This window comes from Agrococcus versicolor, from assembly GCF_039531815.1.
Lineage (GTDB): Bacteria > Actinomycetota > Actinomycetes > Actinomycetales > Microbacteriaceae > Agrococcus > Agrococcus versicolor.
The window spans coordinates 773,455-790,971 of record NZ_BAAAQT010000005.1; the positions used below are offsets into that span (position 1 = coordinate 773,455).

Below are 17,517 nucleotides of genomic sequence, written 5' to 3' on the forward strand. Positions count from 1 at the left end.
TCGTCTGGTGCTGGAGCCAGGCTCGCGCGTCCGCGACGGCTGGGCATCATGCAGGCGGATCATCCCCGACCCCCCTCCTTGTCCGAAGCGACAAGCCCGTCCGGCCTGGCCGCCGCGCCTGTCCGGACGCACCACGTGCGACCTCCCATGTCGTCGCCGACGCCGATGCGCCACGGCATGCGCGTGCGTTGGGTGAGGGCATGGGACTGCAGCAGACGGTGGACGCGCTCGAGGGGCGATGGGGGATCACGGCGTTCGTGCACGCCGCGGAGATCGGCGGCGACCGGGAGGTCGGGGTGCGCGCCGACGACGCCGTCGTGGCGGCGAGCGTCTGCAAGGTGCCGGTGCTCGTCGAGGCGTGCAGCCAGGTCGCCGCAGGCGAGATCGACGCCACCCGCCGCGTCGACCTCGCTGCGGACGCGTTCGTCGTCCCGGGCCCAACGGGCATCTCCGTCTTCCTCGACCCCGTGTCGCTCTCGTTCCGCGACCTGTGCCTGTCGATGATGTCCGTCTCCGACAATCGGGCGACGGACGTCGTCATCGACGCCGTCGGGCTCGACCGCGTCAACGCGACCATGCGCGCGCTCGAGCTGCCGGGCACCGTGCTCGAGGGCGACTGCGCGGCGCTGCTCGGCTCGCTCGCGGACGACGTGGGCATGCCGCGCGACGGCGACCTCGACGTCGCGACGGTCGACGAGGACGTGCTCCGTGCGGCGGCGGCGCTCGATCCGGCACGCACGAACCGCACGACGCCGCGCGAGTCGACGCTGCTGCTCGACCGCATCTGGACCGAGCGCGGCCTCGCGCCGGCGGCGTGCACCGAGGCGCGCCGCATCCTGGGCATGCAGGCGTGGTCGCACCGCCTGCGCGCCGGCTTCCCGGACGACGGCATCCGCGTCAGCGGCAAGACGGGCACGCTCCCCACGGTGCGCAACGAGGTCGGCGTCGTCGAGGACCTCGCGAGCGGTCGCGCGTGGACCGTGGCCGTGTTCCTGCGCCTGCGCTCGACCGCGTCCGTCGTGCCGTCCGCCGACCGCGCCATCGGCGAGATCGCCGCGGCCGCCGTCGCCGAGCTCCGCGACGCCTGACGCGTCGCGCGCCTGTCGCTTCCCCCAAGGCCGCTCGACGGCTTCCGTGCGTTCGGACGATGCCGCGGCCGGCTGCGGGCGGGAGAGTGCCAGCAGACGATGACCATGCTCCCTGCACCATCATCCGGAGGACACCCATGAAGAAGAACCTGCTCGGCGTCGCCGCCTGCACGGCGGTCGCCCTCGTCCTGACCGGCTGCGGAGGCGGCGGCTCCGGCGGCTCCGGCGGCGCTGCGGGCGAGCCCGTCGTCGACGGCACGCTCACGTTCGCGATCAACGAGGACCCGGGCAACCTCTTCCGGCACCTCAACTCCAGCGCGACCCTCAGCTACGTGTACCCGTTCGCGTACGAGGCGCCCGTCTACTTCGACGACGCGGGCGAGCCGCAGGGCTGGCTCGCCGAGTCGTGGGAGGAGACGCCGACGTCGCTCGAGTTCACGATCCGCGAGGGCGTGCAGTGCGAGGACGGCACGACGCTCACGGCCGAGACGGTCGCGAACAACTACCGGTGGATGCTCGACCCGGCCAACGGCTCGAGCTTCGTCGGCCTCGTGGTGCCCGCCGATGCCGTCGTCGAGCACGACGAGGCGTCGCGCACCGTGAGCCTCACGACGACCACGCCGAACTCGTTCCTGCTGCCGCAGCTGGGCATCCACCCCATCTACTGCCAGGGCGCGCTCGACGACCCCGACAGCGTCGCGAGCGCCACGAACGGCACGGGCATGTACCGCCTCGCGGAGGCCGTCGCGGGCGACCACTACACGTTCGAGCGCAAGGACGACTACGCCTGGGGCCCCGAGGGCGCACCCGACGGCTCGACGCCCGGCGTGCCGCAGACGGTCGACGTGCGCATCATCGAGAACCCGAGCACGCGCGCCAACCTGCTGCTGTCCGGCGAGATCGACCTCACGGCCGTGCAGGGACCGGACGAGGCGCGCGTCGCCGCGACCGCCGACCCGCTCATCGCGACGTCGCTCGTCACCGGTGGCTTCGCGTACAGCCAGGCGGAGGGGCAGCCGACGGCCGACGAGGCCGTGCGCATCGCGCTCACGCAGGCGCTCGACCTCGACGCGCTCATGCGCGTGCAGACGTCCGACACCGGCGAGCGGGCGACGAGCCTCGCGGTGCTGCCGCCGCAGATCTGCCAGTACGACGCGGCCGCGAACCTGCCGGATCAGGACGTGGATGCCGCGGAGGCCGCGCTCGACGAGGCCGGCTGGGTCATGGGGTCGGATGGCATCCGCGAGCGCGACGGCGTGCCGCTCGTGCTCGACTTCGCCTGGAACACGCGCTGGCCCGAGACCGCCGCGACGGCGGAGCTCATCGCCGAGCAGTGGGCGGCGATCGGCGTCGGGGTCGAGCAGCACGGCTCGGAGTACGGCGTCTTCATTGAGGACGTGCGCGCCGAGGGGGCTCCGAGCGAGTTCGAGGTCATCTGGCTCGCCGCGAACTACTCGGTGCCGAACGTGCTCGCCTCGTTCGTCTCGGGCGACGCCCCGCCGCTCGGCAACAACTACGCCGCGATCTCGAACCCCGACTTCGACGCGATCGTCGCGGAGGCGGCGGAGCTCACGGGCAGCGAGGCCTGCGCGACGTGGGAGGAGGCGGAGTCGGAGATGTACGCCTCGGCCGACTACGTGCCGTTCGCGATGCGTCCCGACGTCATGTACTCGCGCGGCATCGACGCGCCGATGGGCGCAGCCGGCGACCTCGTGTCGTTCTTCACCCTCGTGCAGCCGTAGCGGCACGGACGGGCGGGCGTGCCACGAGCGCGCCCGCCCGTCGCATCGTCGGCGATGCGCCGGCACCCCGACCGAAGCAGCGAATGGAGCGCAGATGTCCGTCCACCTCAGTCCCACCGCGTTCGACCCGGCACCCTGGGACGGGCTGCTGGCCGAGATCGCCAGGCGGCACCACGTCCCCGGCATCGTGGCGGGCGTGCTGCGCATCGATCCCGAGACGGGGCTCGAGCAGCGCCTCGTCGCGCGCGCCGGGCTCGCGAACCTGCGCACGGGCGACGTCACCGACCGCGACACGGTCTGCCAGGTCGGCTCGATCACGAAGGTCGTGACGACGACGATGATCCTGCAGCTCGTCGAGGAGGGGCGGCTCGGGCTCGACGACGCCGTCGTCGACGTGCTCCCCGAGCTCGCCCTCGAGTCGCCGCACGCCGGCGACATCACGGTCCGCCACCTGCTGACGCACACGTCCGGCATCGACGGCGACCTCTTCACCGACACCGGCCGCGGCGACGACTGCCTCGAGCGCTACGTCGCGACGCTCGCGACCGCCGACGCGCTGTTCGCACCGTCGACGGGATGGTCGTACTGCAACTCGGGCTTCGTCGTCGCGGGCCGCATCGTCGAGGTGCTCGACGGGCGCACGTGGGATGCGTCGCTGCGCGCGCGCATCACCGAGCCGCTCGGCCTGTCGACCTTCCTCACCATGCCGGAGGAGGTGCTCGGCCACCGGCACCAGCTCGGTCACGTGCGCGCGCCGGGAGCCACGACCTGGACGCCGAGCGCCGTGACGTCGATCACGCGCTCCATGGGGCCCGCGGGCCTCATCACGAGCAGCGTCGACGACCTGCTGTCGTTCGGCGGCGCCTTCGTGCGCGGCGGGCGCGCACCGAACGGCGGTCGCATCCTGCAGCAGGAGTCGGTCGACGCCATGACGGCGACGCAGTGGGAGCTCGACCCTGCGGCCGCGGCGATGGCGCCGCGCTGGGGCCTCGGCTGGATGCTCGACGAGTGGGACGGCCACCGCATGCACTGGCATGGCGGCACCACGATCGGCAACAACGCCTGGCTGCAGGTGCTGCCGGACGACGGCCTCGTGCTCGTCGTCTTCTGCAACGGCGGCATCGCCCCGTCGGCCGCCGCCGAGGTGTACCGGGCGTTCGCGGCGGCGTTCGCCGACGTCGCCCCGCCGAGGCCCGTGACGCCGACGGGCCCGAGCACGGAGGCGGTCGTCGACGACGCATGGCTCGGCGGCTACGGCGATGCCTCGACGACGCTCACGGTCGCGCGCGCAGAGGGCGGCGGGTTCCAGGCGACCGTCGCGAGCCGCATGGGCATCGTGCCGGGCGCCGACGAGCCGGAGGCGATGCCGATGCTGCCGACCTCCGATCCGTCCCGCTTCGTCGTGCGACCCGATGCGCTGACGCCCTGGGCGAGCGTGTCCTTCACGACCGTCGATGGCGCGCCCGCGGCGTACGTCGGCATCCGCTGCCTCCCGAGGCGCACGGAGGAGGCAGCGTGACCGCCGTGCTGCTGCGCGGCGGTCGCGTCGTCGACCCGGGCACCGGGTTCGACGGCATCGCCGACGTGCTCGTCGACGGCGGCCGCATCGCCGCGATCGGCGTCGACCTCGTGCACGAGGGCGCCGAGGTCATCGACGTCGCCGGCAGGATCGTCGGCCCCGGCTTCGTCGACCTCCACAGCCACGTGAACAGCATCGCCGGCCAGCGCCTCCAGGCGATGGACGGCGTGACGACGGCGCTCGAGCTCGAGGCGGGCCTCCTGCCGGTCGAGCTGGCCTACGCGCGCGCCCTCGAGGAGGGGCGGCCGATCAACTTCGGCTTCTCCGCGTCGTGGGGCATGGCGCGCGCCGAGGTCCTCTCCGGCAGGCAGCCCGACGCCGACCTCGGGCTGTCGATGCTCTCCGACCCCGCCTGGCAGGCCGACTCGTCGCCGACGCAGCTGCGCCAGTGGCTCGGCCGGCTCGAGTCCGAGCTCGCGGACGGCGCGCTCGGCATCGGCATCCTGCAGGGCTACGCGCCACGGACGGACCCCGCCGAGCATCGCGCCGTGCAGGAGCTCGCGGCACGCGCGGGCGCGCCGACGTTCACGCACGTCCGCGAGATCGTGGAGGCGGATGCCACGACGCCCATCGACGGCACCGAGGAGGCGGCGCGCGCCGCGATGGACTTCGGCGGCCAGGTGCACCACTGCCACGTCAACAGCACGTCGCGTCGGCACATCGAGCGCGTGCTCGGCACGATCGACCGTGCGCGCACCGGGGGCGCGACGATCACGGTCGAGGCCTACCCCTACGGCGCGGGCAGCACGGGCATCGGCGCCGCGTTCCTCGCGCCCGAGCGCCTGCCGGTGTGGGATCTGACGCCGAGCAGCATCGTCATCGTCGCGACGGGGGAGCGCATCCGCGACGAGGCGCACCTGCGCCACGTGCGTGCGACGGATCCCGGGGCGGCGTGCATCGTCGAGTACCTCGACGAGCGCGACCCGGCGGATCGGGCGCTGCTCGAGCGGTCGCTCGCCTTCCCCGACTCGATCGTCGCCTCCGACGCCATGCACGTCACGTGGCCCGACGGCTCGACCGACACCCGCGAGTGGCCGCTGCCCGCCGGCGGCATGACGCATCCGCGCACCGCGGGCACGTTCGCCCGCTCGCTGCGCACCATGGTCCGCGAGCGCGGTGCGTGGACGTGGCTCGAGGCGTTCCGTCGCTGCAGCATGCTGCCGGCACGCGTGCTCGACCGTGTCTCGCCGGCCTTCGCGCAGAAGGGGCACCTCGGCATCGGGGCCGACGCCGACCTCGTCGTCATCGACCCCGAGCGCATCACCGACCAGGCGACGTACCTCGACTCGACGCGGCCGTCCCTCGGCGTCGACCACCTGCTCGTGCGCGGCGAGCTCGTCGTGCGCGACGGCGACGTCGTCGTCGACGCCTACCCGGGCCGTGGGCTCCGCGGAGCGCTGCGCTGATGGGCGAGCACGCGCTCGCCGACGCCGAGGCCCGGCTCGCGGACATGCTCGAGGACCTCGAGCGACTCGTGCGCTGCGAGTCGCCGTCGTCCGACCACGAGGCCGTCGCGCGCTCGGCCGACCTCGTCGCCGCGATCGGCCTCGCGCGACTCGGCGCGGAGGCCGACCGCATCGTCGTCGACGGCGTCACGCACCTGCGCTGGCGCATCGGATCCGAGCACGACGACGCCCCGCGGGTGCTGCTCCTCGCGCATCACGACACCGTGTGGCCGATCGGCTCGCTCGCCACGCATCCGTGGTCGATCGAGGAGGGCGTCGTGCGAGGCCCGGGATGCTTCGACATGCTCACGGGCCTCATCATGGCCGTCCATGCGCTGTCCGCGGTCGCGCTGCCGCCGGGGACGGCGGCGACGCTTCTCGTCACCGGCGACGAGGAGGTCGGATCGACGACGTCGCGAGCGCTCATCGAGCAGGAGGCGCAGGGATGCGTCGCCGCGCTCGTGCTCGAGGCGAGCGGCGACGGCGGGGCGTGGAAGGTCGGCAGGAAGGGCGTCTCGAACTACCGCGTCGAGCTGACCGGCCGGGCTGCCCACGCAGGGCTCGAGCCCGAGCGCGGCCTGAACGCGACCGTCGAGATGGGTGCGCAGATCGTCGCGATCGCGGGCCTCGGCGACCCGGCCCTCGGCACGACCGTGACCCCGACCGTCGCGCAGGGCGGCACGACGTCGAACACCGTCGCCGCGCACGCGTCGTTCACGGTCGACGTGCGGGCCGAGACGGCCGCCGAGCAGCAGCGCGTCGACGAGGCCTTCCACGCCCTGACGTCGGTGACGGGCGCGGGCATCGCCATCGTCGGCGGCGTGAACCGGCCGCCGCTCGAGCGCCGCTCGTCCGAGGTCGTGCTGCGACGTGCGGTCGCCGCGGCCGAGCGCATCGGCATCCCCGTGCCCGACACGATCTCGGTCGGCGGGGCATCCGACGGCAACTTCACGGCGAGCCTCGGCATCCCGACGCTCGACGGGCTCGGCGCGGTCGGCGGGGGAGCGCACGCGGATCACGAGCACGCGCTCGTCGCAGAGATCGCTCCGCGGACGGCGCTGCTCGTCGAGCTCGTGCGCGACCTGCTGGAGCGGCCCGGGGACTGATCCGGGCCATGGGCCGGCTCAGCGCGTGGCGAGCCGCGCGACGAGCGCCCGGGCGGCCTCGACGGCGCCGACCGCGATCGGCCGGGCCCCGTCGGCAGCGCCGGAGAGGCGGACGAGCGCGCAGTCGGCGTGGCCGATCGCCACGACGGCACCGCCGTCGACGGCGACGCCGCGCACGACGCGCTCGAGGCCGCCGCTCGCGTGCACCGTGTCGTCGTCGGCGCCGGCGGCGCACACGACGGCGTCGAAGTCACCCGCGTCGATCTGCCCCGGCGCCGCGGTCCGCGCGAGGAGCACGCGCCTGGCGGCGTCCTCCGTCCATGCCCGACCTGCGGGCGAGTCGACGTCGACGTCGGCCGCACCTCCCGCCGGGCTCACGAGCAGCTGCTCGAACCCGGCCGCCTCGAGCACCCGCCAGGCGTCGACGAGCTCGGCGAGGGCCGTGCCGTGCTGGGCGTTCGCGACGACGTGGAGGATGCGGGTGGACATGGACACCATTCACGCACAGGCGTACCGTGAGCGCACCCAGGACGGAGGATCCCGACATGCCGAAGTACCTCATCTCCTTCCCGAGCGGCGAGATGGACGTCGCCGACGGCGAGTGGGAGCAGGTGGTCGAGGACGCCCATCAGGTCATGCGCGACGCGAAGGCGGCCGGCGTCTACGTCTTCGCCGGCGGCATCGAGGAGTCGGTGCCGCCCGTGCGCGTGCACGCCGACCGCACGGTCGAGCCCGGCACCTACCCGCAGACGGCGCGCATCGAGGGCGGCTACGCCGTGCTCGACCTGCCCGACCGCGAGACGGCGCAGGAGTGGGCCGCGCGCATCGCGGCGGCGTGCCGCTGCCCGCAGGAGCTGCGGGAGTTCCAGCACGACCCGGAGTCGTAGGGGCTACGCCGCGACCTGGCGCAGGACCTTCTCCATCGCCTTGCCCTTGGCGAGCTCGTCGACGAGCTTGTCCATCCAGCGGATGCGCTGCATGAGGGGATCCTCGATCTCCTCCACGCGCACGCCGCAGATGACGCCGGTGATCTGCGAGGCGGCGGGATGCATCGCGGGCGCCCGGTCGAAGAAGTCGCGCAGCGAGCGCTCGTCGGCGAGCGTCTCGGCGATGCCGGCCTCGTCGTAGCCCGTGAGCCACGTGAGCACCTCGTGCAGCTCGGCGACCGTGCGACCCTTGCGCTCGACCTTCGTCACGTAGTGCGGGTGGATGCTCGCGAAGGGCACGCCGTAGATCCTGTGCTCCGCCATGGATCGCACGATAGTCGCGCATCCGTCGCGATGCACGCCTGCAGCGAACGCCCCTGTCGCCGACGCCGCTACCGACATATCGTCGATGCATCGCCGACAGTCGTCGACGAGAGGGGAGCATCATGCACGGATCGTTCCAGCAGGACCAGTTCGACGGTGGCCGCAGCGGCCGTCCCGGCAGCGGCATGTGGGAGGCGATGGAGCACCTGCGCAGCCAGTTCGAGCGCAAGGCGCCCGGCACCCGCATGGGCCGCGGCGACGTGCGGCAGGCGCTCCTGTCGCTGCTCGTCGAGGGGCCGAAGCACGGCTACCAGCTCATCTCCGAGATCGAGGCGCGCTCGGGTGGCACGTGGCGCCCCAGCCCCGGCTCGGTGTACCCGACGCTGCAGCTGCTCGCCGACGAGGGCCTCGTCGGCGCCGAGGAGGCGGGCGGGCGCAAGACCTACTCGCTCACCGAGGCCGGCCGCGCCGTCGCCGACGCCGCCGCAGAGCAGGGCACGCCGTGGGCGAGCGCCGACCAGCGCGAGTCGACCGGCTTCTCCGCGCTGCCGAAGGCGGGCTTCGAGCTCGCCCAGGCTGCCGCGCAGGTGGGCCGCACGGGCACGCCCGAGCAGGTGCACGAGGCCGTCGTCATCCTCGAGGACGCGCGTCGTAGGCTCTACTCGATCCTCGCGCGCGACTGAGCGCGCGATCGAGTCTGCGCTCCGGCTCTGCCGGGCCTGCGGGAGGTGCGATGGCTGACGCCGCGCCCTCCCGCGCCCGGTACCGCCGCATCCTCCGCTTCGCCGCCCGCCACCTCGCGGTGACGTGGTGGTTCGAGATCGCCATGCCCCGCATCGGCCTCGCGCGCCTCGCCGCGCGCAGCCGACCGCGCCGCATGACGCGCTTCGCCCGCTCGTTCCACGACTTCGCCGTCGAGCTCGGCGGGCTCATGATCAAGGTCGGCCAGTTCATGTCGTCGCGCCTCGACGTGCTGCCGCCCGAGATCACGAAGGAGCTCGAGGGGCTGCAGGACGAGGTCCCCGCGGTGCCGACGCCCGCCATCCGCAGCGCGGCCGAGGCCGAGCTCGGCATGCCGCTCTCGGTCGCCTACGCGCAGGTCGCGGACGCGCCGATCGCCGCGGCGTCGCTCGGTCAGGCGCATCGCGCGACGCTCGTCGACGCCGATGCCGCCGAGACCGGCTTCCGCGACGCGGTCATGAAGGTGCAGCGACCCGGCATCGCCGAGATCGTCGACACCGATCTCGCGGCGCTGCGCCGCGTCGGCGGCTGGCTCAGCCGCTTCCGCCTCATCTCGGACCGCGCCGACATGCCCGCGCTCGTCGAGGAGTTCGCCCGCACGAGCGAGGAGGAGATCGACTACCTCCACGAGGCGCAGTCGGCCGAGCGGTTCGCCGCGATCTTCGCCGAGGACGACGGCGTGGGCGCGCCCGAGGTCGTCTGGGAGCGCACGACGCGCCGCGTCCTGACGCTCGAGGACGTCACGGCGATCAAGATCACCGATCACGCGGCCCTGCTCGCCGCGGGCATCGAGCCGTCGATCGTCGCGCACCGCTTCGCCAGGACGATGTTCGAGCAGCTCTTCTCGCACGGCTGGTTCCACGCCGATCCGCACCCGGGCAACGTCTTCGTCACGCCGCTCGGCGGCATCGACGCCGAGGGACGCCCGACGTGGCGGCTCACCTTCATCGACTTCGGCATGATGGGCGCCGTCCCGCCCACGACGCGGCGCGGCCTGCGGCGGATGCTCATCGCCGCCGCGTCGCGCGACGGCACGGGCCTCGTCGACGGCATCCGCGACGTCGGCGTGCTGCTGCCCTCGGCGGACACCGCCGAGCTCGAGCGGGCGATGACGCAGGCCTTCGCACGCTTCGGCGGCATGGGCTTCGCCGAGCTGCGCGAGGTCGACCCGCGCGAGTTCCGCGACTTCGCCCTCGAGTTCCAGGAGCTGCTGCGCACGCTGCCCTTCCAGCTGCCCGAGGACATGCTGCTCGTCATCCGGGCCATGTCGCTCACGTCGGGCGTGTGCTCGTCGCTCGATCCCGCCTTCAACCTGTGGGATGCCGTCGAGCCGTACGCGTCGCGGCTGCTGCAGGAGGAGCGCGGCAACGTCGTGCAGGACGTCGGGCGCCAGGCGCTCCAGTCCGCCCGCGTCGCCGCAGGCCTGCCCCGTCGCCTCGACGACCTCGCGACGCGGATCGAGGAGGGGCGCCTCCAGGTCGCCGTGCCGCGCATCGAGCGGCGCATCGACCGCGTCGAGCGCAGCATCGCGCGCGTCGTGTCGGCCGTGCTCTTCGTCGGGCTCCTCGTCGGCGGCGCCGTGCTGCAGGGCGACGGCGCCTGGCTCGGCACCGCGCTCATGGTCGCGTCGGTCGTGCCGCTCCTGCACGCGGTGCTCGGCGGGCTCCTCGCCCGCCGGCGCTGACGCGTCGCACGCCGCCGCCGCGCTGTCCACCCGCTCGTCAGCGCGGTGGCGAGCGCATAGGGTCCGGGACATGCGAGCACTCACCTGGCACGGCATCGAGGACGTCCGCGTCGCGGAGGTCCCCGACCCCACCATCCAGCTGCCCACCGACGCGATCATCCGCGTCACCTCCACCGCGATCTGCGGCTCCGACCTGCACCTCTACCGCGTCCTGGCGCCGTACCTGACGCAGGGCGACGTCCTCGGCCACGAGACGATGGGCGTCGTCGAGGAGATCGGCAGCGAGGTGACCCGCCTCAAGGTCGGCGACCGCGTCGTCGTGCCCTTCGTCATCGCGTGCGGCGAGTGCTGGATGTGCGAGCGGAAGCGCTTCGCCCAGTGCGAGACGACGCAGGACCGCGAGCAGGGCACCGGTGCCGCGCTGTTCGGCTACACGTCGATGTACGGCGCGGTGCCCGGCGGCCAGGCGGAGCGGCTGCGCGTCCCGTTCGCCGACGTCGGACCGATCGTCGTCGGCTCCGAGCACCCCGACGAGCGCTACCTGTACCTCTCGGACATCCTCCCCACCGCGTACCAGGCGCTCGAGTACGCAGACGTGCCCGACGGCGGCACCCTCGGCGTCGTCGGCCTCGGACCGGTCGGCCAGCTGGTCGTCCGCCTCGCCGTCCGCCGCGGCATCCGCGTCGTCGGCTCCGACCCCGAGCCCGAGCGCCGCGCGCTCGCCGTCGAGTGGGGCGCGGTGGCCGTCGACGTCGACGACGCCGTGCAGGCGATGCGCGACGCGTCCGACGGTCGCGGGCCCGACGCCGTCGTCGAGGCGGTCGGCATGGAGGCACACGGCAACCCCGCCGCCGCGGTGGCGATCGGCCTCGCGAGCAGGCTGCCGAAGAGCGTCGCGCAGGCGGCGATCGAGCACGGCGGCATCGACCGCCTCTCGGCCCTCATGACCGCGATCGACGCCGTGCGACGCGGTGGCACGGTCTCGATCTCGGGCGTCTACGGCGGCGTCGCCGACCCGATGCCGCTGCGGATCATGTTCGACAAGGGCATCGCGATGCGCATGGGCCAGTGCGACGTGCGCCGGTGGATCGACGACCTGCTGCCGATCGTGGAGGAGGAGGGCGACGTGCTCGGCCTCGAGCAGCTCGCGACGCATCGGCTGCCGCTCGACGCCGCGCCGGAGGCATACCGCACGTTCCAGCGCAAGGAGGATGGCTGCATCAAGGTCGTCCTCAAGCCCGAGCTGCGCCCGGCCTGACCCGGCAGCCCGGCTCGGCCCGGCAGCCCGGCCGGACCCGGCAGGGGCGCCGGCGCGTCAGGAGCGCCCGTCGCCCTCGCGGTCGACGCGCGTCCCCAGCCGCTGCGCTGCACGCGTGCCGAGCACCGTGAGCGCTGCGACGACGGGGGAGCGCGGCACCGTGCCACCCTCGGCGGGTCCGTCGGGGCTCCGGCCGGCCGACGGCAGCAGCCTGCCTGCGAGGCCGGCGGCACGCACGGTCGTCGAGGGAGCGAGCCCGTGCACGCGCATCGCCACGTGGATCCACCACGGCACGCGCACGTGCGGCCGACCGGCGAGCACGCCCTCGACCATGCGGCGCGCGGCGCGCTCGGCGGAGGTCGACACGATCGGCAGGGATGCGCCGGCCGAGAACCACGCGAGCTCGGCGCTCCGGCGTCCGCGGAAGCGCGCGACCTCGTGGGCGCCCGTGCGCATGAGGCCGGGCACGATCGTCGTCGCCGAGACGCCGGTGCCGGCGAGCTCGGCCGCGAGCCCCTCCGTGAAGCCCACCGCCCCGGCCTTCGCGGCCGAGTAGGGAAGGAGGTGCGGCACGGACACGATGCCGCCGATGCTCGTGACGACGCCGATGCGGCCGCGGCGACGCGCACGCATCCCGGGCAGGACGGCCCATGCGAGGTGGATGGGGCCGCGCAGCATGACGTCGATCGCCTGGTCGAAGTCGGCGATGCGCATGGTCTCGGCCGGGCCGACGTCCATGACGCCCGCGACGGAGAAGGCGGCGTCGATCGGGCCGAGCTCGTCCTCGACGTCGGCGATCCATGCGGCGACCGCGTCCGCGTCGCCCACGTCGTAGACGGCGCCGCGCATGGCGGCTCCGCGACGAGCGGCGCCGTCGAGCCTGCGGACGGCGTGCGCGACGCCGTCCTCGCCGCGCGCGCACACGGCGACGCTCCAGCCCCGCCTGGCGAGGTCGAGCGCGACGAGCAGCCCGAGGCCGCGGGAGCCGCCGGCGACGACGGCGACGCGGCTTCGGCGTGCGATGGATCTCTGCGTTCCCATCGGACGACGGTACGTCCGCGCCCGGGGCCGGCGCGCGCCCTTGACGTCGCGCCGTGCACGCCCGACGGTGCCGTCCAGCACCCCTCGATACGGTCGTGGGATGCGCGCAGCCACCCGCCCTCGCTGGCACGGACCGAGCGCTCCCGGCATCCGGGGCCTCCGGATCGCCACCCTCGTCGCGACCGTGCTGGGCGCCGTGGCGACGCTCGCCGTCATCCCGACGCTGCCTGAGACCATCCCGACGCACTTCGGCGTCACGGGCGAGGCGGACGCGTTCGGTCCCAGGTGGACCCTCGCGCCGCTCGCCGGCGCGTGGCTGGCGCTGCAGCTGCTCGTCGCCTGGCTCTCGACCCGCCCGGAGTGGGCCCAGGTGCCCGGGCCGATCGCCGACGACCGCGTCGACGCCGTGCATCGCGAGGTCGAGCGGATGCTCGTCCTGCTGGGCGCTGCCGTCGCCGTCGCGCTCGGCGGCATCGTGCTGGCGATCCTCGTGCCAGGCGGCATCGCGGTCGCCGCGATCGGGCTCGCGGGGGTCGTGCTCGTCACGGCGCTCGGCCTGCAGCGCGTCCTCGCGGCCGCCTGACGGCGTCGCGCGACCCTCGGCGACCCTCTGCGACGCTCCGAGACGCCCCGCGACCTCGTGTGACGTCGCGGGGTGCCGCGGCCGGCGACGCGCTCGTACCGTCGCACGCATGAGCATCGACACCGCCACCCGCACCCTGCCCGACTCGAGCGCCGACGAGCGCGCGACGAGGCTCGCCGACGCAGGCTCCGCCTGGGGCGAGCGCATCGCCGCCGACCGCACCGCCGCCCACCTGCGCTACCGCGTGCAGGGCACGGGGGAGGGTGCCGTCGCCACCCGCGTCCGCGCGGGTGCCCACACGTTCTGGATCGACGAGCCCGCGGCGCTCGCGGGCGACGACGTCGCGGCGAGCCCGGTCGAGATCGCCCTCGGCGCGCTCGTGTCGTGCCAGGTCGTCGTCTACCGTCTCTACGCCCAGGCGCTGTCGATCCCGTTCGACGACATCGAGATCACGGCCGAGGGCGACCTCGACGCCGCGCGCCTCTTCGGCGCCGACGAGTCGGTCCGCGCCGGGTTCTCGGCGATCCGCCTCGACATCCGCATCGACGGCCCCGAGTCGATCGAGCGCTACGAGCGGCTGCGCGACGCCGTCGACGCCCACTGCCCCGTGCTCGACCTCTTCGCGAACCCCACGCCCGTGACGGCGACGGTCGCCAAGCGCTGAGGCGACGACCTCGCTCCTAGACTCGGGTGCCGTCGGCGTCGACCCGCTCGGGCCGCCTCCGGCGCCGAGGACGAGGAGCGCGGATGACCCAGCACGAGACGACGCCCATCACGAGGCTCGCGAACGTCCGGCCCTGGGGCGGCGACGCCGTCGACCTCGACGTCGACGGCGCGACGATCGCCGCGATCCATCCGCACGGCGCCGCGCCCGAGCACGCCGGCATCGTCGTCGACGGCCGCGGGCACTGCGCGCTGCCGGGCATCGTGAACGCGCACGCGCACGTCGACAAGTCGTGGTGGGGGCTGCCGTGGCAGTCGTACGCCGGCGAGGCCGGCGTCGACGGCCGCATCCGCCACGAGCGGGCCCGCCGCGGCGAGCTCGGCATCCCGTCGACCCCGATCGCGGCGGCCGTGCTGCATGAGATGGTCCGGCACGGCACCACCGCGATCCGCACGCACGTCGACGTCGACCTCGGCATCGGGCTCGCCGGCATCGAGGCGGTGCAGGAGGCGGCGGCGGCGTACGGCGGCGCGCTCGACGTGCAGATCGTCGCCTTCCCGCAGGACGGCGTGCTGCGCCGCCCCGGCGTCGACCGCCTGCTGCGCGACGCCGTCGAGGCGGGTGCCGTGCACGTCGGCGGCCTCGACCCCGCGTCGATCGATCGCGACCCCGTGGGGCAGATCGACCTCGTCATGGGCCTCGCGGCCGACACGGGCGTCGGCGTCGACATCCACCTGCACGATCCGGCCGAGCTCGGCGCCTTCCAGATCGAGCTCGTGCTCGAGCGCGTCGAGCGCCTGGGGCTGCAGGGACGCGTCGTGATCGCGCACGGCTTCGCGATCGCGCAGCTCGCGCCCGACCGTCGTGCCGGGCTGCTGCGCCGGATGGGGGAGGCCGGCGTCGGCATGACGACCGTCGCACCCCTGCGGCTGCCGCAGCTGCCCATGCACGAGCTCGCCGACGCGGGCGTGCGCCTCGGGCTCGGCACGGACGGCATCCGCGACCTCTGGAGCCCCTACGGCGACGGCGACACGCTCGCGATCGCGAGGCAGTACGCCCGCGCCTCGAGCCTCGTGCGCGACGACGACCTGGAGCGCGTCGTCCGCCTCGCGACGACCGACGGCGCATGGGCCGTGGGCCGCGACGTGCACGACCTCGTGCCCGGCGCACGCGCCGACGTCGTGCTCGTGGACGCGGAGCACGCGATGGACGCGCTCGTGCGGCTGCCGGAGCGCCGCATGGTGCTCGCGGGCGGACGCGTCGTCGCGACGACGTGACCGCGGCTCAGACGGGCGGCCGGGGGCCGTGCGGCGTCACTCGGGGAACTGGAAGAGGCGCGTCTGCGGCTTCGGCATGCGCATGAACGGCAGCTGCGCGGCGCGCATCGACGCGTACCAGGCGACGCCCTTCGTCTGACCCGGGCCGAACTTCGCCGTGATGCGCCGCTTGAGCAGGAAGCTGAGCAGGAGGCAGTCGAGGATCGCGACGCCGATGAAGGCGAAGAGCACGACGTTGGCGATGACGCGGACGTCCATGGAGTCGAAGAACGTCAGGATGATGACGACGACCATCGCCGGGATCATGAGCATCGCGACCGACAGGCGCGCGTCGACGTAGTCGCGGGCGTAGCGCTTCACCGGTCCGCGGTCGCGCGCCGGGAGGAACTTCTCGTCGCCTCGCTCGAAGCCGCGTCGCTGCTCCTCGCGGCGCGCCGCGAGCTCCTCGCGCGAGTCGCGCTTGGCCTGCTTGCGGTCCGTCGGCACGAGCGGGCGTGCGTTGCGCGCGACCTGCTGGCTGCGCTTGGGGGTCGCGGTGCCCTTGCCGTGGGCCTTGACGACCTCGGCCTCGACGGGCACGTCCTTGGGCTTCGAGAAGAGGGGCACGGAGGATCCTGACGTCGGCGTTCGAGACCCCAGGATACCGCGCCCGACCGTCCCTAGGATCGGACGCATGGCATCCGCAGACCTCGACCAGCTCCGCTCCGCCGTCGACGCCGGCTTCGACCGCGCCGTCGGCGACCTCAAGGACCTCGTGCGCATCCCGAGCGTCTCGTGGGCCGCGTACGACCGCGCCCACGTGCGTGCGAGCGCCGAGGCCGTGCGCGAGCTCGTGCTCGGCACGGGCCTGTTCGACGACGTCGCGATCGAGCAGGTCGACGACGAACAGGGCCGCGAGGGGCAGCCGGCGGTCCTCGCCCGTCGTCCCGCCCGCGGCGGCGCCCCGACCGTGCTGCTCTACGCGCACCACGACGTGCAGCCCTGGGGAGACGAGTCGCTGTGGCGCACGCCGCCGTTCGAGCCCACGGAGGTCGGCGACCGGCTCTTCGGACGTGGCGCCTCGGACGACAAGGCGGGCGTCATGACGCACGTCGCGGCGCTCCGCGCCCTCGCCGAGACGACGCCCGACCCCGACCTCGGCATCGTGCTCTTCGTCGAGGGCGAGGAGGAGTTCGGATCCCGCTCGTTCGGCCGCTTCCTGCAGACGCACGCCGACACGCTCGCCGCCGACGTCATCGTCGTCGCCGACAGCGACAACTGGTCGACCGAGGTCCCCTCGCTCACCGTCGCGCTCCGCGGCAACGTCACCTTCCGCCTCGGCGTGCGCACGCTCGACCACGCGAGCCACTCGGGCATGTACGGCGGCGCGGTGCCCGACGCGATGCTCGCGGCGATCCGCCTGCTCGACACCCTCTGGACCGCCGACGGGAGCGTCGCGGTCGCCGGGCTCACGAGCCACGACGCGCCGACGCCCGACCGCGGCGAGGACCAGCTGCGCGACGAGGCCGCGCTGCTGGAGGGCGTGCGCCTGCTCGGCTCGGGCAGCGTGCTCTCGCGCACGTGGTTCCAGCCGTCGATCACCATCACGGGCATGGACGCCCCGAGCGTCGCCGACGCGTCCAACACCCTGCTGCCCGAGGTCGCCGTGCGCCTGTCCGCGCGCATCGCGCCCGGCCAGACGGCGCAGTCGGCCTTCGAGGCGCTGCGCACGCACCTCGAGGCGAACGCGCCCTTCGGCGCCCACCTCGACATCTCCGACGTCGACCTCGGCGAGCCCTTCCTCGTCGACGTCGACGGCTGGGCGGCGGGGGAGGCGCAGGCCGCGATGGCCGACGCGTGGGGTGCCGAGCCCGTCCTGCAGGGCGTCGGAGGGTCGATCCCATTCATCGCGCAGCTCGTCGACCAGTTCCCCGAGGCGCAGATCCTGGTCACGGGCGTCGAGGACCCCGAGACGATGGCGCACAGCCCGAACGAGTCGCAGCACCTCGGCGTGCTGCGCAAGGCGATCCTCGCCGAGGCGGCGCTGCTCGCTCGCGCGAACGCGCGCTCGGTGGAATGA

17 protein-coding genes are annotated in these 17,517 nt (G+C 74.0%); 13 read left to right on the forward strand and 4 right to left on the reverse strand.

The features are described 5' to 3' along the window. Positions 1-200 precede the first annotated feature (200 nt). From ABD249_RS06560 to ABD249_RS06580, 5 genes are all read left to right on the forward strand, one after another. Positions 201-1,088, forward strand: coding sequence for a serine hydrolase (locus tag ABD249_RS06560; RefSeq protein WP_344341794.1), 888 nt, complete (start codon positions 201-203; stop codon positions 1,086-1,088). Positions 1,089-1,225: 137 nt separating this feature from the next. Next, complete coding sequence (locus tag ABD249_RS06565) at positions 1,226-2,830, forward strand: ABC transporter substrate-binding protein (RefSeq protein ID WP_344341797.1); 1,605 nt, start codon at positions 1,226-1,228, stop codon at positions 2,828-2,830. 94 nt (positions 2,831-2,924) lie between these two features. After that, a complete protein-coding gene (locus ABD249_RS06570; protein ID WP_344341800.1) occupies positions 2,925-4,349 on the forward strand; it encodes a serine hydrolase domain-containing protein in 1,425 nt (474 codons plus the stop codon). Further along, positions 4,346-5,815 carry an amidohydrolase family protein gene (locus ABD249_RS06575; RefSeq protein WP_344341803.1) on the forward strand — a complete coding sequence of 490 codons (1,470 nt, stop codon included), beginning with the start codon at positions 4,346-4,348 and terminating at the stop codon, positions 5,813-5,815. Before ABD249_RS06570 ends, ABD249_RS06575 begins: the two co-directional genes overlap by 4 nt. Further along, entirely contained in the window at positions 5,815-6,960 is a 1,146-nt protein-coding gene (locus tag ABD249_RS06580) for a M20 family metallopeptidase (protein ID WP_344341806.1), read from the forward strand. The genes ABD249_RS06575 and ABD249_RS06580 overlap by 1 nt, the downstream gene beginning before the upstream one ends. 18 nt (positions 6,961-6,978) lie before the next feature. Here ABD249_RS06580 and ABD249_RS06585 read toward each other — a convergent pair whose 3' ends face one another. Further along, positions 6,979-7,449, reverse strand: coding sequence for a DJ-1/PfpI family protein (locus ABD249_RS06585; RefSeq protein WP_344341809.1), 471 nt, complete (start codon positions 7,447-7,449; stop codon positions 6,979-6,981). Between the two features lie 56 nt (positions 7,450-7,505). Here ABD249_RS06585 and ABD249_RS06590 point away from each other — a divergent pair, with 56 nt between their 5' ends. After that, positions 7,506-7,847: a YciI family protein gene (locus ABD249_RS06590; protein WP_344341811.1), complete on the forward strand. Its 342-nt coding sequence runs from the start codon at positions 7,506-7,508 to the stop codon at positions 7,845-7,847. A 3-nt stretch (positions 7,848-7,850) separates the two neighbouring features. Here ABD249_RS06590 and ABD249_RS06595 read toward each other — a convergent pair whose 3' ends face one another. After that, on the reverse strand, positions 7,851-8,210 hold the full coding sequence (locus tag ABD249_RS06595; protein ID WP_344341813.1) for a DUF2200 domain-containing protein: 360 nt from the start codon (positions 8,208-8,210) through the stop codon (positions 7,851-7,853). A gap of 122 nt (positions 8,211-8,332) precedes the next feature. Between ABD249_RS06595 and ABD249_RS06600 the strand changes: the two genes are divergently transcribed. The 3 genes from ABD249_RS06600 to ABD249_RS06610 all read left to right on the forward strand — a co-directional run bounded on the left by ABD249_RS06600 (position 8,333) and on the right by ABD249_RS06610 (position 11,893). Continuing rightward, a complete protein-coding gene (locus ABD249_RS06600; RefSeq protein ID WP_344341816.1) occupies positions 8,333-8,893 on the forward strand; it encodes a PadR family transcriptional regulator in 561 nt (186 codons plus the stop codon). A gap of 50 nt (positions 8,894-8,943) precedes the next feature. Then, positions 8,944-10,635 (forward strand): ABC1 kinase family protein, encoded by a 1,692-nt coding sequence (locus ABD249_RS06605; protein ID WP_344341819.1) that lies wholly within the window; start codon positions 8,944-8,946, stop codon positions 10,633-10,635. 70 nt (positions 10,636-10,705) lie between these two features. Then, positions 10,706-11,893, forward strand: coding sequence for an alcohol dehydrogenase catalytic domain-containing protein (locus ABD249_RS06610; RefSeq protein ID WP_344341822.1), 1,188 nt, complete (start codon positions 10,706-10,708; stop codon positions 11,891-11,893). A gap of 57 nt (positions 11,894-11,950) precedes the next feature. Here ABD249_RS06610 and ABD249_RS06615 read toward each other — a convergent pair whose 3' ends face one another. Then, the gene (locus ABD249_RS06615) at positions 11,951-12,934 is read right to left on the reverse strand and encodes an SDR family NAD(P)-dependent oxidoreductase (protein WP_344341825.1); all 984 of its coding nucleotides are present in this window, start codon (positions 12,932-12,934) and stop codon (positions 11,951-11,953) included. A gap of 100 nt (positions 12,935-13,034) precedes the next feature. On the opposite strand from ABD249_RS06615, the gene ABD249_RS06620 reads away from it, so the two are divergent. The 3 genes from ABD249_RS06620 (at position 13,035) to ABD249_RS06630 (ending at position 15,458) form a co-directional block, all read left to right on the forward strand. Further along, the gene (locus ABD249_RS06620) at positions 13,035-13,517 is read left to right on the forward strand and encodes a DUF1648 domain-containing protein (RefSeq protein WP_344341828.1); all 483 of its coding nucleotides are present in this window, start codon (positions 13,035-13,037) and stop codon (positions 13,515-13,517) included. 109 nt (positions 13,518-13,626) lie between these two features. Further along, on the forward strand, positions 13,627-14,181 hold the full coding sequence (locus tag ABD249_RS06625; RefSeq protein WP_344341831.1) for an OsmC family protein: 555 nt from the start codon (positions 13,627-13,629) through the stop codon (positions 14,179-14,181). 83 nt (positions 14,182-14,264) lie between these two features. After that, positions 14,265-15,458, forward strand: a complete 1,194-nt coding sequence (locus ABD249_RS06630; RefSeq protein ID WP_344341834.1) for an amidohydrolase family protein — start codon at positions 14,265-14,267, stop codon at positions 15,456-15,458. 36 nt (positions 15,459-15,494) lie between these two features. Here ABD249_RS06630 and ABD249_RS06635 read toward each other — a convergent pair whose 3' ends face one another. Then, positions 15,495-16,064, reverse strand: a complete 570-nt coding sequence (locus ABD249_RS06635) for a DUF3043 domain-containing protein (protein ID WP_344341837.1) — start codon at positions 16,062-16,064, stop codon at positions 15,495-15,497. Positions 16,065-16,131: 67 nt separating this feature from the next. On the opposite strand from ABD249_RS06635, the gene ABD249_RS06640 reads away from it, so the two are divergent. After that, a complete protein-coding gene (locus ABD249_RS06640; protein ID WP_344341840.1) occupies positions 16,132-17,517 on the forward strand; it encodes a dipeptidase in 1,386 nt (461 codons plus the stop codon).

Coding starts and splice junctions, on each gene's coding strand:
- ABD249_RS06630 (WP_344341834.1), top strand. CDS start 14,265: ATGACCCAGCACGAGACGACGCCCATCACGAGGCTCGCGAACGTCCGG.
- ABD249_RS06615 (WP_344341825.1), bottom strand. CDS start 12,934: ATGGGAACGCAGAGATCCATCGCACGCCGAAGCCGCGTCGCCGTCGTC.
- ABD249_RS06620 (WP_344341828.1), top strand. CDS start 13,035: ATGCGCGCAGCCACCCGCCCTCGCTGGCACGGACCGAGCGCTCCCGGC.
- ABD249_RS06595 (WP_344341813.1), bottom strand. CDS start 8,210: ATGGCGGAGCACAGGATCTACGGCGTGCCCTTCGCGAGCATCCACCCG.
- ABD249_RS06570 (WP_344341800.1), top strand. CDS start 2,925: ATGTCCGTCCACCTCAGTCCCACCGCGTTCGACCCGGCACCCTGGGAC.
- ABD249_RS06590 (WP_344341811.1), top strand. CDS start 7,506: ATGCCGAAGTACCTCATCTCCTTCCCGAGCGGCGAGATGGACGTCGCC.
- ABD249_RS06560 (WP_344341794.1), top strand. CDS start 201: ATGGGACTGCAGCAGACGGTGGACGCGCTCGAGGGGCGATGGGGGATC.
- ABD249_RS06600 (WP_344341816.1), top strand. CDS start 8,333: ATGCACGGATCGTTCCAGCAGGACCAGTTCGACGGTGGCCGCAGCGGC.
- ABD249_RS06580 (WP_344341806.1), top strand. CDS start 5,815: ATGGGCGAGCACGCGCTCGCCGACGCCGAGGCCCGGCTCGCGGACATG.
- ABD249_RS06605 (WP_344341819.1), top strand. CDS start 8,944: ATGGCTGACGCCGCGCCCTCCCGCGCCCGGTACCGCCGCATCCTCCGC.
- ABD249_RS06610 (WP_344341822.1), top strand. CDS start 10,706: ATGCGAGCACTCACCTGGCACGGCATCGAGGACGTCCGCGTCGCGGAG.
- ABD249_RS06565 (WP_344341797.1), top strand. CDS start 1,226: ATGAAGAAGAACCTGCTCGGCGTCGCCGCCTGCACGGCGGTCGCCCTC.
- ABD249_RS06585 (WP_344341809.1), bottom strand. CDS start 7,449: ATGTCCACCCGCATCCTCCACGTCGTCGCGAACGCCCAGCACGGCACG.
- ABD249_RS06625 (WP_344341831.1), top strand. CDS start 13,627: ATGAGCATCGACACCGCCACCCGCACCCTGCCCGACTCGAGCGCCGAC.
- ABD249_RS06640 (WP_344341840.1), top strand. CDS start 16,132: ATGGCATCCGCAGACCTCGACCAGCTCCGCTCCGCCGTCGACGCCGGC.